This is a genomic window from Chloroflexota bacterium, assembly GCA_026710945.1.
Lineage (GTDB): Bacteria > Chloroflexota > UBA11872 > VXOZ01 > VXOZ01 > VXOZ01.
On record JAPOQA010000067.1, the window covers coordinates 17,724 to 31,661 of the forward strand.

At 59.2% G+C, this 13,938-nt stretch carries 11 protein-coding genes; 5 read left to right on the forward strand and 6 right to left on the reverse strand.

Features of this window, described 5'->3' with window-relative positions; translation table 11 throughout:
• Positions 1-9: 9 nt before the first annotated feature.
• Positions 10-1,206, reverse strand: coding sequence for a DNA recombination protein RmuC (locus OXE05_13675; GenBank protein ID MCY4438364.1), 1,197 nt, complete (start codon positions 1,204-1,206; stop codon positions 10-12).
• Between the two features lie 247 nt (positions 1,207-1,453).
• Entirely contained in the window at positions 1,454-2,248 is a 795-nt protein-coding gene (locus OXE05_13680) for an SDR family oxidoreductase (protein MCY4438365.1), read from the reverse strand.
• 423 nt (positions 2,249-2,671) lie between these two features.
• On the opposite strand from OXE05_13680, the gene OXE05_13685 reads away from it, so the two are divergent.
• From OXE05_13685 to OXE05_13700, 4 genes are all read left to right on the forward strand, one after another.
• Positions 2,672-4,612, forward strand: coding sequence for an efflux RND transporter periplasmic adaptor subunit (locus OXE05_13685; GenBank protein ID MCY4438366.1), 1,941 nt, complete (start codon positions 2,672-2,674; stop codon positions 4,610-4,612).
• A 221-nt stretch (positions 4,613-4,833) separates the two neighbouring features.
• Positions 4,834-5,742, forward strand: coding sequence for an ABC transporter ATP-binding protein (locus OXE05_13690; protein MCY4438367.1), 909 nt, complete (start codon positions 4,834-4,836; stop codon positions 5,740-5,742).
• Positions 5,739-6,995 (forward strand): ABC transporter permease, encoded by a 1,257-nt coding sequence (locus tag OXE05_13695; GenBank protein MCY4438368.1) that lies wholly within the window; start codon positions 5,739-5,741, stop codon positions 6,993-6,995. Before OXE05_13690 ends, OXE05_13695 begins: the two co-directional genes overlap by 4 nt.
• Before the next feature lie 98 nt (positions 6,996-7,093).
• Complete coding sequence (locus OXE05_13700) at positions 7,094-7,705, forward strand: methyltransferase domain-containing protein (GenBank protein ID MCY4438369.1); 612 nt, start codon at positions 7,094-7,096, stop codon at positions 7,703-7,705.
• Positions 7,706-7,803: 98 nt separating this feature from the next.
• Here the strand turns inward: OXE05_13700 and OXE05_13705 are convergent, their stop codons facing one another.
• The 3 genes from OXE05_13705 to OXE05_13715 form a co-directional block, all read right to left on the reverse strand.
• The gene (locus OXE05_13705; protein MCY4438370.1) at positions 7,804-8,646 is read right to left on the reverse strand and encodes an ABC transporter permease; all 843 of its coding nucleotides are present in this window, start codon (positions 8,644-8,646) and stop codon (positions 7,804-7,806) included.
• A 240-nt stretch (positions 8,647-8,886) separates the two neighbouring features.
• On the reverse strand, positions 8,887-9,801 hold the full coding sequence (locus tag OXE05_13710; protein MCY4438371.1) for an ABC transporter ATP-binding protein: 915 nt from the start codon (positions 9,799-9,801) through the stop codon (positions 8,887-8,889).
• 14 nt (positions 9,802-9,815) lie between these two features.
• Positions 9,816-10,592, reverse strand: a complete 777-nt coding sequence (locus OXE05_13715) for an amidohydrolase family protein (GenBank protein MCY4438372.1) — start codon at positions 10,590-10,592, stop codon at positions 9,816-9,818.
• Between the two features lie 444 nt (positions 10,593-11,036).
• Here OXE05_13715 and rlmB point away from each other — a divergent pair, with 444 nt between their 5' ends.
• A complete protein-coding gene (gene rlmB, locus OXE05_13720; protein MCY4438373.1) occupies positions 11,037-11,783 on the forward strand; it encodes a 23S rRNA (guanosine(2251)-2'-O)-methyltransferase RlmB in 747 nt (248 codons plus the stop codon).
• A 323-nt stretch (positions 11,784-12,106) separates the two neighbouring features.
• On the opposite strand, the gene OXE05_13725 is transcribed toward rlmB, so the two are convergent.
• Complete coding sequence (locus tag OXE05_13725; protein ID MCY4438374.1) at positions 12,107-13,393, reverse strand: extracellular solute-binding protein; 1,287 nt, start codon at positions 13,391-13,393, stop codon at positions 12,107-12,109.
• Positions 13,394-13,938: the final 545 nt, after the last annotated feature.

The following is a 13,938-nucleotide window of genomic DNA, read 5'->3' on the forward strand; positions in this document are numbered from 1 at the left end:
GGGGCGAATTCATTGCGTTGCCGCTTCGTCTTGTTCATCGTCCTCTTGGGCGGTACGCAGGTTTTCCAGCTTCAGGAGTTGCCGTTCCATGGCGCGGCGGCGGGTGCCGGTGAGGGTGTCGAAGTCGTTGGACAGACGTTGGAAGTCGTTCTCCAATTTCTCCAGCGCATCAGCGTAGCGCGACCATTCCTTCGAAAACGCGGCCAGCAAAGTGAGCATTTCGCCCGCAGTCTGCTGCATGGAGAACGACTCACTAGCCTGGCGAATGACGCTGAGCACGCCAAAGAGGCTGAAGGGCGAGCACAAGACGACGCGGCTCTCCAGGCTGTTCTCCAAGAGCGTGCTATCGCGTTGGAGGATGAAACCGTACACCTGTTCCAGCGGAATGAAGAGCAGAGCACACTCCACCGTGCTGGCTTCCGGGTCGATGTATTCGCGGGAGGCAACGGCTTTCACGTGGCCGCGCACGTCGCGGAGAAATTGCTGCTCAAACTGCTCCCGTTCAGTATCGCCCTCAGTCTCAAGTGATCGCAGATAGTTGTCCAACGGGAACTTGACGTCCATATTGAGGTAGAGGTCCTTCGGCAGCTTGAAGGTGAAGTCGGGACGTGTCCCCGCCGCGGTCGTCGTCTGCTTGGTGTAGTGGATATTGGGGAGCAGGCCGGCGGCCCTGAGCACGTCCTCCGCCATGCGCTCGCCCCAGGCGCCGCGGGCGCGGCTGTTGGCCAGCGTTTCCCGCAGCGAATTTGTCGTCTCCGTAAGCTGCTTCGTCTGATCGGCGGTATTGCGGATTTCCGTTGTCAGAGCGCTCAGCCGCTCGCCGCTCTGCGCCTGCATGTCCGTCATCAACGTGCGCACCTGACCCAGGGTCGCACTCATTTGATTGAGTTGCTGGTCGATGAGGTGCTTCTTGCTGTCAAGCTCTTGCGTGGACTGCGTCTGCTGCGCGCCGAGCTGGCTCTTGGCAAGCTGCACTAGTTGGCTCGTGCTCTGATTGAGCGCCTGCAAAGAAAGGCTGCTGAACTGGTCGGCCATGTGATTGAGGAGCGTCTGCACTTGCTCTTGCTGGGCGCGCTCGGTCTGCGCGCGCAGGCGCTCGCCGATCACCTCAGCAGTGCGCTTGCGCCACAGGCCAAAGAGCGCAGCAAGGGCAATGCCGAGAAACAGTCCCGCCGCCCCGCCAACAAAGAGAGAAGTGGTATCCATGCTTACACTGCCGAGCGTGCCAATTGCTTCAAATTCGATCTGGGCATGTGGTCGCACACCCAACGGAGAATCTTGCGAAACTTTGAGGGACACGAGCAACTGGGCCGAATTGAAAGGAGTCTCCCCTCCCCCCGGTCCTCTCTCCAGGGAGAAGGTGTTTTCACGCCAGCCGGTCTGGGATGTGCTGGCCTGGGTTGTGCAGAGGATTCCAACAAAACAGCGCCGTGAAAACGCTTGGTTTCAATCTTCACGCCAGACCTCGGCGCGCGCCGGCATCAATGTCGATAGACGTACCGGTGATCATGGCCGCCTGATCTGAGACGAGGAATGTCACCAGGTTGGCTACGTCTGCCGGGAGCGTCACGCGACCCAAGGGGTTGGGCGCGCGCATCTCGGCTGCCGCTTGTTGCGCCGGTATGCCCCGTAACTGTTCGGCCTGCCGGGCCATGTCATCGATGAGGCCGGTTTCCGTGAGGCCCGGATTGACCATAACGATGCGGATACGGTCCTTGGCAACTTCATCGGCAAAGGTCTTGGTAAATGCCAGGAGACCGGCGTTCATCACACTGGCGATGGCAAGTCGAGTCGACGGATCGTGTGCGGAGCCGCCGCCAACGAGCACAATAGCGCCGCCGCCGCTCTGCCGCATGTAGGGGACTGCCTCACGCGCAGCGCGAATGTATCCAAGCAGCTTGAGGCGAATTTGCTCTTCCCAGGCAGCGTCCGGCACGTCCAAGGTGCCGCCAACGGTACCGCCGCCCGCACATGCAACCAGAATGTCCAGCCGACCGAACTCATTGTCGGCCGTCTGTAGGGCCTCTTGAATGGCGCTGCGCGTCGTTACGTCCGCGGCAATGCCGATTGCTTGGCGACCCGAGTCTTGAGAGATCGCGCGGGCCGCCGCGTCCAGGTCGGTAGACGTACGCGCCACAAGGGTCACGTTTGCGCCTTGACCGGCCAGAGCGAAACCAATCGCTCTCCCTATCCCACGACTACCGCCGGTCACTATGGCTGCGCGACCTTCAAGAGTTTGCAAACCCATGCTTCCTCTCCCGGTTCCTCACTTTTGCTTCAAGCTGCAACGTATGTTGACTGCCTGCAACGTATGTTGACTGCGCCGTACAAAATTACTATGTTGTAATTGTCTAAGATAGTTGGTGCCAAGTGCCACAATAATAAAGATGAACTTGCACATATTCAAGTTACATCTTATACTCGTTAATAGTGTACTCACACACCGTGCACGATTCGAATAGGGGAATCGTATGATGGCGTGTCGTGCGGTAGCTCGCAGGTGCCTCGAGCAGTCCTGGCAACCGCTCATGTGAGATTGATACAATGAGTTTAGCGTAGCATATTCTCCTCAGTGGTTCTTGGCTGCTAGGATGTGCATTGCACCGGGCGAAGCCACACGAATCTGAGATTCCAAGTAATCTATTCAGCGTGAATGCATGGAGAGAATTCAGTGGCCAGATGGCAGAAAATCGCTCTGCTGATCGTTATCGTGGCAGCGCTCATCATTGTTGGCAGGTTCGTCGTAGTGCCACGCCTCACCGACTCTAACGGCGCTGACGTTGAAAGCGCCGAGACGGAATTCGTGGTGGTGAGCCGTGGGACGATTATGACCACGGTCAACGCCTCCGGTAGCATTGTGTACCCGGAGCAAGTGGGACTCGGATTCTCCACGTCGGCAGACCTGCGTGAGATATTCGTCGCTGTTGGGGATGAGGTGGCGGCAGACGCCCCGCTGGCCTCCATAGACGACACCGACCTCCGGGTGGCAGTGCAGGAAAAAGAAGCGGATTTGCGCACTGCCGAGGTGAACCTGGAGAGGCTGGAGAGAGCACGGCCGGAAGATATCCGGACGGCGGAAATTGCGGTTGTGGACGCTGAGGCCAAACTGGCCGAGCTGCTGGATGGCCCGTTGCAATCCGAAATCAACGATGCGGAAGCAGCCGTGATTGGCGCTGAAGTTGCCTACGATAGAGCCGTGAAGGCGCTTGCAGCCCTGCGCAATCCCGAGGAAAGCGACATCGCGGCAGCCCGCAACGATGTCAATAGCGCGGAATCAGCCCTGGCGGCAGCGCAGGAAAATCTGGATGCGCTGCGCGCCGGCGGCAGCGAGGCCAGGATGCAAGCGGCCGCCAACGCACTCCTCATCGCAAGAAACCGATACCACGATGAGCGGGAGCGCATAAAGGACGAGATTACGAGGCTCCTCGATGAGTTGGAGGATGCAGAAGAGGCCCTGGATGAAGCCAAAGAAGATGATGAAGAATTCGATAGCGCCTTCACCGAGGAGGCGCTGGAGGACGCACAAGAGAAGTACGATGAGGCAAAAGAGGATGTGGATGTAGAGATCCCTAAACTGACGGATCAACTCCTGCCCAACCCGCCGTCGGGCACGAAGGCGGGAGAACTCTTGGGCGCGGTGAGAGAGGCGCAGCTTTCGTACGATAGTGCAAGTGTATCGGTCACGGATGACGAGCATGCGGCCCAGCGCAGTGTGGACAGCGCCATGCGGACGCTTACGGCCGCGCAGGATAGGCTTGATGCCTTGCTCAATCCCTCAGCGGAAGACATCACGGTTGCGGAAAGAGAAGTGCAGAGCGCCCGGCTGAACCTGGATAACGCCCAGCGCAGGCGGACAGAACTCCTGGAGGGGCCGAAGAGCGAGGACGTGGCCAAGGCGCGCAATGAACTGGAGCTCAAGCGCCTGGACCTGCAGGATAAGCGCACCGGCGCCAGCGCCCAAGACCTTGAATTGGAGCGGCTAAAGGTCGAGCGAGCACAGCGAAGCTTGGAAACGGCCCACCAAGACCTGGCGGACGCCACCTTGCGGGCGCCGTTTGCCGGGGTAGTGGCGACAGTGGAGGGCAACATCGGACAAAAGCCGGAAGCCGTCGTCGTTACGCTGGTGCGCACGGAGCGGGTCGAAATGCACGCCCGGGTAGACGAGGCGGACGTGGAGTCCGTGGCGAAGGGCCAGCCGGTGGTTGTCAATACGTATGCATCGCCTGACGTCAAGATTACCGGCGTGTTGGAAACCATCTCGCCAATATCCACCTCGGAGCAGGGCGTCGTGCTCTTCCCCATTACCATCCGTCTGGAGCCGGGCGGCCAACGCTTGCGGGGCGGTCTCTCTGCCAACGCGATGATTGAGGTATCGAGCCGCGAGAACGTCCTCCTCGTGCCAAATAGAGCCATACGGCGTGAGGGTGACGAGCGGGTGGTCTATGTTCGACGCGATGGCGATGAGCTGGAACGCCGCGTAGTTGAAATTGGCGTGCGCGATAGCGAAGTGTCGGAGATTGTGAGCGGCGTCAGTGAAGGGGAGGAGGTCGCCGTGCCGTCGCGGGCGGGCGGCAGCATTGACGGCGGCCCCGTGGACATCCGTACGCGGTAGCGCGACGTGCAATCACGACACAGATCGACGTGCCAACTTGTGCTTCGACAAGCTCAGCACGAACGGTTTTATGCCTTTTCCGTTCGTCCTGAGCCTGTCGAAGGGCAAATCTACACAGAGCGATGTATTTATGAGATGAGTTCTAGGTATGCATCGATAAGATGGGGTACTGCATGCGCGAGAGCGTGATTGAAACAAGAGACCTCAGGAAGACCTACGTGATGGGCGATTCTGAGATTCATGCCCTCGACGGTGTTTCGCTACACGTTGAGCGGGGGGATTTGCTGGCGATCACGGGTCCTTCCGGTTCCGGCAAGTCCACGCTCATGAATATCCTCGGCTGCTTGGACCGGCCGGATGCCGGGGATTACCTGTTGGACGGCGAAGACGTCGCCACACTTGATGACAATCGCTTGGCTGAGATACGCAACCGCAAGATTGGGTTCGTCTTCCAGTCTTTCAATTTGCTGCCGCGCGTGAGCGCGTTGGAGCAGGTAGAGCTTCCGTTGCTCTACGGGGGCGGCAATAAGCGGAGCGACTCCGCGAAGCGGTCTCTGCAAGGAGCCGAGTCAACACTTCACTCAGGCAACCAGACGCCCGAACTATCCGGGGCCCAGCAGCGGGTTGCAGTCGCGCGGGACTTGCTGCTCCAAAGAGGCGGCGCCGAGTGGCGTAACCGCGCGCGGGAGGCACTCGTTGCCGTGGGCTTGGAAGACCGCATGTCACACAAGCCGACGGAGCTTTCCGGCGGCCAGCAACAGCGTGTCGCCATCGCGCGCGCGCTCGTGACCGATCCCGCGATCATTTTGGCGGACGAGCCGACCGGTAACTTGGATTCGCGCACCAGCGAGGAGCTTATGGCGCTGCTCCTGCGGCTCAATGCCGACCGCGGGATCACGGTAGTCTTCATTACCCACGAAGAGGACATCGCGCGCCGCACGAATCGTATCGTGCGCATGCGCGACGGTCGCATTGACGCTGAGGAGCGCGGGGAGATGGGCGGCAGTACCCCCGTCCCGGGCAGGGCAGAAGCGGATCACGCACCCAGGGGTGATCCGAATCGCGACGTGCCAACGTCCAACCAGCAAGCGGCGCGGCAATCATCGCGTCCTGGTGAGGTAAGGCCGTGAATTTCGCGACATTGAAAGTAGCAATCACCGCGCTGGCTGCCAACAAACTGCGCACGAGTTTGACCCTGCTGGGCATGATCATCGGTGTGGCGTCGGTCACGGCGCTCATGTCCATCGGGCGGGGGGTGGAGCGGCAAATCACGACCGAGTTGCAGGCGGCCGGCACAAATGTCCTCTTCATTTTCAGCGGCCGGCCGGGCGGTTCCGATAGCGACGATCCGATTGTGCCGCTGACGTACGAAGATGCGCTCGCGCTTGAAGAGTTGAAATGGGATGGAACAGTAATTGAGATCGCCGTAGAAGGAAGCAGCCGCGGCATGGCTGTTGTGGCCCAGGGCAGGAACTCCCAAGCCTCAATTCGCGGTGTGACCGCAAGTTACATCTCAGTGAACAATTATGAATTAGCTTACGGCCAACCTCTTTCTGAAACAGACTTGAACTCCCGGGCGTTAGTTGCCGTATTGGGCTCGAATGTCGCCGCAGACTTGTTTCCAATCGATGATCCGATCGATCAGACAATTCGCGCCGATAACCTGCGGCTGCGCGTGATTGGCGTGCTGGTAGAACAGGGCAGCGGCGCTTTCGGACAAAGTGCCGACGACATGGTGCTGATACCCATCACGACCGCCCACGCCCGCCTGAGCAGATTTGTTACCGCGCGCGGCGGACAGCCCATCAACACGATCAGCGTTGAGTTGCCAGATGAGCGGGAAGAGACAATCGACGTAGGGGCAGCCGGCATCCGGCAGATCCTGCGCGAACGTCATGAAATCCCGGAAGAAGAGGACGACGACTTCATCATCATGAGTCCCAAGGACCTCATCGAGGCGGTGAGCGCGGCCTTGGGTGTCTTTACGCTCTTCTTGGGCGCGATTGCCGGCATCTCCTTGCTGGTGGGCGGCATTGGGATCATGAATATCATGCTCGTCTCCGTAACCGAACGCACTCGCGAGATCGGCATCCGCAAGGCGGTGGGCGCAAAACGACGGGACATTCTGATCCAGTTTCTCGTCGAGAGCGTGGTGGTGAGCGTGCTCGGGGGCCTGCTGGGCATACTGCTCGGCGCGCTGATCTCATTCGGCATCGCGCAGATTCCGCTGGGTGACGATGGAGAAGGGTTGCAGACGGCGGTCACCCTGGACATTGTCCTGCTCGCAGTCGGTGTTGCAGCGTCGGTGGGCATCTTCTTCGGCATCTATCCCGCCAATCGCGCCGCCCGCCTCGATCCCATCCAGGCCCTACGCTACGAGTAAGAGTGCGCAAAGCCCTTCCTCAGCTCAACGGGAGAGTGGACGCAGCGTTCTGCCAGTCCGAGAAGGTTCCCGCTGGAAATACGACAGGAAAAGCCGGTATGAAACCAGAATCATCTTACGATGAGCGATACGGCGCCCAGGAATTTCACTGGGGCACGAAGCCGTCCGCCATATGTCAGCGAGTGTTGCGACTAGTGCCGCCTGACCGACCGGTCTCGTTGCTCGATATCGGCTGTGGGGAGGGCAGGAATGCGGTCTTCTTTGCGCATAGCGGGTATGAAGTTACGGCGTTCGATCTTTCGGCGGCAGGTGTAGCAAAGACAGAACGCCTTGCGGAAGCAGCCAACGCTACGCTTAGGGTCTTTCAGGCGAACATGAATGAGCATAGGTTGGAAGAGAATTTCGATGTCCTATTCTCTACGGGGGTGTTCCATCTCATTCCTCGAAGGCTGCGACGGGACATCTTCTTGCACTACAAAAAACAGACTCTTACAGGCGGCCTCAACGTGTTCTCTGTCTTTGTCCGCAAGCCCTTCATCGGCAAAGCGCCGGATAGTGATCCGGGCGCGGAACCCTGGCTATCGGGCGAACTCCTCACGCTCTACCATGACTGGAAGATTGAGTACAGCACTGAAGAGATCTTCGACTGCATGTCAGGCGGCGTTCCGCATCAGCACGCGATGAGTCGGATGATTGCGCGAAAGGTTTAGGGTTCGCGTTTCGCGTATCGCCCGAATCTCTTGCTCCTCATACTTCACCCATTTGCCATCTGCTCATTCTGGACTCGTATCGCAATCGCGTACGCAGCCTAGAGATCTTTGCGCGCGAACACTCCCATACCCAGCAGCACGGCGAAAGTGATATACAAGAGCGCCCAGACAAGCATAATTGCTGAAGGTTGACTGAAGCCCTCAAACGGCCCGCCGGCGAGGATGGCAAGTTCCTGCACGTTCAACCGTTGTGCAGCCATGCGCCACAGCGCGTCAGAGGGCAGGAGCAAGCTGGATATAATGCCGATGTTCTGCATTACCTGGTTATCCAGCAGCACTCCCAGTTGTTCCACCATGCCGCCGACCATCGCGAGACCGTAGAGCATGATGACGGTCACGCCCGCCGTGAGCGTCGAGAGCAGCGTACTGGCGCACACAGTAACGCACGTGAGTAGGACCGCCAGCAAGCCGAGCAAGAGCGCCGACTGCAATCCCGACCATGAATAGAAACCGGCAAACGCCCAGGTAAGGAGGAGCAAGGCCACCGTCGTCGCAATCGCGAACGCGGCGGACATGGCCCCTAAGCCGCAACACTTGCCGACTAGCACCTGCCAGCGCATGAGCGGCTTCGGGATGATCGCGTGGAGGGTGTTTTGCTCTACCTCAGTGGCGATAGCGCCTGCTGAGGTGAAAATCGCCACCAGTGCCGTCAGCATGCCGGCCACGTTGAGCGCCGCCGCCAGGAGTTGGCCCGAGACGGCATCGCGAAATACATCCGGATCTATAAAACGATCGGGTACCGCCAGGTCGCGCATGACAAAGTACATGCCCAGGCCGTATAACGTGAGAAATGCGGTGGCCAGGAGCACGCCGCCCAGCACGGCTTTCTTGCGCACGCCTTCCTGCAGCGTAATCTTAGCTATGACGAAAATCGGCAGCATTGCAATGTCTTTTTCCTTGGCAACGGCGGTGCCGTTTTTAATGAGGCCCCTCTTACTAACTCTGCAAAACATTGGAATCAGGCTGGGATTCCGCCTGCTCTCCCCTCTCCCCCAGGAGAGGGAGTGCCCTTGCTTGAAAGTGGGGTTATGCAAAGGTCTCCTCAGGGAGAGGGAGATCCTCTCACCCGCTGGCACGGGTAGCGTATAGTCCTCCTAGTGCGAGATTCTTCCAATAGATAATCACGCGCCGGTGTCTTCCACGGTCCGCACAAATAGGTCTTCTAAGCTCTCTTGGCGCAATGCCACGTGATGGACGGCAGCGCCCGCAGTAACGAGGAGAGAGACAACCTGTGGAACGTCGGCGGGGTCGGTCAAGGCCAGCGTAAGGCGATCGTCCTCGTACGCCGTAATCTTCCACCGCGCCTTCACGCGCTCCAACACGTCCTCACGTATGCCCTGGGCCTGCACGTCCAACAGGCGCTGCGTGGCAAGTAGCTCGTCCAAGGTGCCGTCGCGCACGACCTCGCCACGTTGGATTATTGCCACCCGGTCGCACACTGCCTCTACCTCAGAGAGCAGGTGCGAATTTAGGAAGACGGTCTTCTTCTCGGCCTTGAGTTGGCGGATGATATCCCGTACCAGGCGGCGGCCGATGGGATCGAGGGCGCTGGTGGGTTCATCGAGGAAGACCAGTTCCGGATCGTGGAGCAAGGCCTGGGCGATGCCAATGCGCTGGAGCATGCCTTTCGAGAAGGTGCGCAGTTGCTGAGCGGCGGCGCGCTCCAAATTCACGAGCGCGAGCACATCGGAGATTCTCTGCTTGCGAAGTTTGCCGCTCATGCCGTAGAGCTGGCCGTGAAAATTCAGGAACTCGCGCGCGGTGAACCATTCGTGGAAGCGAAACTGCTCCGGCAGAAAGCCTATCTTGGCTTTGATGCGGTGATCGCCCAAAGAGGCGCCGAGGAGCGTCCCGTCGCCCCCCGTAGGGAAGACGAGACCCAGCAGCATCTTCACACAGGTACTCTTGCCGGCGCCGTTCGGCCCCAGAAAGCCGAATATCTCCCCGGTTGGCACCGCAAGATCCAGGCTCGCCACTGCCGGGGTTGTGCCATAGACTTTGCGTAGTTGGCGGGTTGTGACTGCAAGTTCGGGCATGGTAGGGGAGTCGATTATGCCAAGAGTGTGTGACTGTGAGGCTGCTGCGCGAAGGCGGCTTGCGCATTCTCGTAGAGTATCTGATCTTTCTGCCCTGCAGAGATATCTGCTCCATATACTTTCGCCAGTTGCGAGGTAAACGAGCGGCCGGTGCCGTCACTGCCTTGAACGATGTGATCGGCGCCGACGTACCTGACGAGCATCTCCGTGTAGCCGTTGGTTGCCTCGCAGCCGCCGATGTCCAGGTAGATGTTCGGCAGTCCGCAGGCCAGTTTGACCGTATACTCCACGTCGCCGCTGGCGTGACCCCAGAAGAAGCTCACGTTCGGGTGACGCAAGGCGGCGGCGCGCATGTCAAAGGGATCGGTCTCGCCTGGGAGATTGCCCGTAACTTCCATCCACGAATGCTGCAACACCGGCAGCCGGTAGGCGGCGCACACGGCAAAGATAGGATCAACGCGGGGGTCGTTCGCCTTGACCGCCGTCCAGAGTTTCACTCCCTGAGGGCCGCGATGTTCTGCCACCCGCCGCTCCAGTTCGTCAACGGCAAACCGGCCGTGAGCAGGATTTAGATACCACATGGGGATAACACGGTCGGGGTTTGCGGCAGCAACCTGGGCGGTACGGTCGTTGCAATCAGACACAAACTGCCGTGAAGGAGAATTCGGCGAACTGCTGCCTTCCAGGTTGATGCTGTTGAGGCACAGAATCATGTCGAGCTGTTCAGCCTGACGCAACGCGCGCTCCAGCATCGGCATGGAGCGAATGTGCACATGGACGTCAATTATCATGAAGTTTCCCGCTGTCCATTCCGCCTGGTTTTTTCGCGCAGACGAGTTCCAACGGATCTATCCGCTGACCGTGTCTCGTAGCATTTCACTGCACCGATTCCGACCACCCCGCAGCGTCTCGAATTGCTGAATCGAGTACGGGGCAGGCTCTGAGCATGTCGATGGGTGGAGAGGAAGAGATTATCGTTGCTAAGGACGAACGGTCTTCTGAGTTCTTGCGCTTCGACCCTTCGTCAAGCCTGTGCTGAGCTTGTCGAAGTGCTCAGGACAGGCAGGCTCAGCGCGAACGGTTTTAGCACATTGCAACAAGCGCATGTCCAGCATGAACGAGCGCGGATTCCAGGCTGCGTCGTTCAAGACGCACGGTCAGCCACATAGTCGCATTCCTTCTCTCATTCTATACTAAGCCGTAGCATAAGAATGAGAATCAGCTAAGGACGTGTTGTGGAATTACTGTTTGGCTTTCACCCGGTGCGGGAAGCATTGCGCGCGGGGCGCGTGCCCGAAGCGGTATGGGTTGTAGCAGGGGCGAAGGGTCTGGGTGAGATTGTCGCCCTGGCTGGGACGAGCGGCGTGAATGCCCGGCAGGTTACGCGGCAGGACTTAGGAAATCTCTGCCACAGCAGTCACCACCAAAACGTCGCCGCGCGCTTTCCCGAGCGCACGTTGCACTCTCTGGACTATCCACTGGCCATTGCTGAGCGACGCGGCCAGATGCCATTTATCTTGGCCCTCGACCATCTGCAAGACCCGCAGAATCTCGGATCGTTGCTGCGTACGGCGGAGGCCGTGGGCGTGCATGGCGTGGCATTGCCCAAAGACCGCAGTGTTGCGGCAAGCACGACCGTAGCACGCGCATCCAGTGGCGCCGTAGAACACCTGGCGCTGTGCTCAGTTACGAACCTCATGCGCACACTGGCGTGGTACAAAGAACGAGGCGTGTGGATTGTGGGCCTCGACCCCGCCGGAGAAACTCAGTACGATGCGCTGGACTACGATTGGCCGGTAGTAGTCGTGGTGGGCAGCGAGGACAAGGGGCTGCGCCCGCTGATCAGACGCGCGTGCGACTACCGCGTGCATATTCCTATGACAGGTCGGGTGGCGTCCCTCAATGCCGCCGTGGCCGGTTCAATCTTGCTCTACCATGTCTGGCGCGCACGCGAGCTCGCCAGCGCGCGCGAGGGGCAATGAGCATGGGTTTGGCGCGTCTGTGCGCCTCGTTGGCTTTGCCAATGGCCTAGTGTGGGCGGCTGTGGGAGGCAGGGGCGCTTGGGATGAAATTGTCGAATTAGCAAGGTCCCGACGCAAACGCGGCTCTCTAGTCGCAATAGTAGGGGCACGGCATGCCGTGCCCCTACGCGAGCATGACCCAGTCAAATGCTTCTCCCAGGGCAGCGCCAGCGAGCGCCCCTATGGCAGATGTTAGAGCCCTAGTGGCAGGGGCGATTGAATGGCGAAGGTTGTTTCTTGCTAACTGTGGGCACTGACGAGAAGCATCAGCAGCGCCGCACCGTTCACTCGCGAACATTGCCTCCCGTCCGTTGGTATTCGCTAACTCGGGAGCACCCCTCATTGACGATAGTGGCGACGTCGTCGCCGCGTATAAGCATTTTCCACACTTCGTGCATAGCATAAATTGCAGCGCCAGACCTGGAGTGCCATTCGCGTCCGTGTGCCATGGACTGCTGATATGCCTCGACTTCATCCGGTCTAAGCTCTGGCCGCAACTCTCCAATCCGCGCCACCGCTTCCTTCTGCGCAGGCACATACACGCGCGACTGCATTACTTCAACGAGAGCCTTCAGAGCCGTATACGCTGCCTCCGGGTGTTTCGTCCGGGAGGCAATGCCAATGCCCATGCTCGACCAGGTTGGCACAGCCTGCACCTTGCCGCTGGGTAGCGCAGCCACGCTGTATCTGTTTTGAAGTAGATGCATCGGGTGGTAGTTATACACCATGGCAGGCGCCTGTCCTAGCGGCTGATAAACTAGCTTCCACAGGTCTTCTCCCACAGTTGGCGTGACGCGATGCGTATGCAGAAGGTCGTGGATGAACTGCAGGGCCTCGACCGCGGCCGGTTCCTGCAGCCGACACACCTGTGTTTCCGGATCAACCGCCACGGCCCCGTTCTGCCAGAGTGCCCACCAAAGACCATTGAAGTGCGGGATCACCCCCCAGCGCGCAACGGTGCCATCATCCTTGCGGTGCGTGAGTTGCGCCGCACTTTCCACCAAGTCGTCCCAGTCCCAGCTACCGTCCGGCGGAAGCGGCTCTTCCATGAAGTACGGAGCGTGGTAATTGAGCATGAGAGGCAAGGCATCCAAGGGCAGGGCATAGAGCGCTCCCCGCCGGTACTGCTCCAGCACAACAGGGTAGAACGACTGGATAAGGGACGGTCCATCAGCGCCGGTAAACTGGTCCAAAGGCAATAGAATACCTTCCTCTCCCAAGCCTTGGGCAACCCACTGGTCCACGGTCAAGAGGTCTACCTCGTTGCTTTCCATCCAGGTCACAAGGTCCTCCTGCGAAAGGAGTTCCACCTGGTACTTCATGTTTAGCGTGTACCGCCCGCGCTTCGGTCCTAAGGGGTTCTCCTCGTCTTCAGTTAGGGTTGCCACGGCCTGACGTAGATACGTTTCTGGGTTTACGCCAACTGGACGATTGAGCCCGGCGGCAATGCGTACTGCCCAGTTTACTTCCGGTTCGCTGACGATGCCTGGCGCGGAGAAGGAACACCCTACGCCGCTGATTCCGGCAGCAAGCGCCGCTGTGCCGCCTATGAGTGATCTGCGTGTAAGCATCGTGCTGCTCCTTTCCGTGAGATGGGATCTCACTTCAGGTGCACATGCGGACCCTGTACGCAATGCATGTGCAGTGTCATACCTGTAACCATTACACCGCAACATAGCCTGTCAAGCATTAGAAACACATAAGAAATGAGAAGAAGCCCCCGGGGATCGATCCTGCACGTTTTCTCTATTCATTACTGCCAAGCAGGAAACGGGACTGTCAAGGGCGCTCGAACTGTCCGTTACCTGGGCCCAACGCAGCGGGGTTGGGGACGGGAACTAATGTTGTCGCATTAAAGCATGATGGCGACAAACACCGCGCCTCACATCCCCGGTAGCGCAGGTTTGCAACCTGCGTTGCTATGAGGTCAATACTTTGCGCGTCTGTTTCTCTTTGCTCCGGCGGGGGACAAGCCCCCGCGCTACTCTAACGTGACACCATTGGGGATGGGAACCCACGATACGCACTGGAGTGGAACTGGGCATCTCTCCCTGATCGAGAATCCCAACTATGCAAGTGCAGGGCAGTCCTGTACTGGGAGAGACAAAACCCTCAG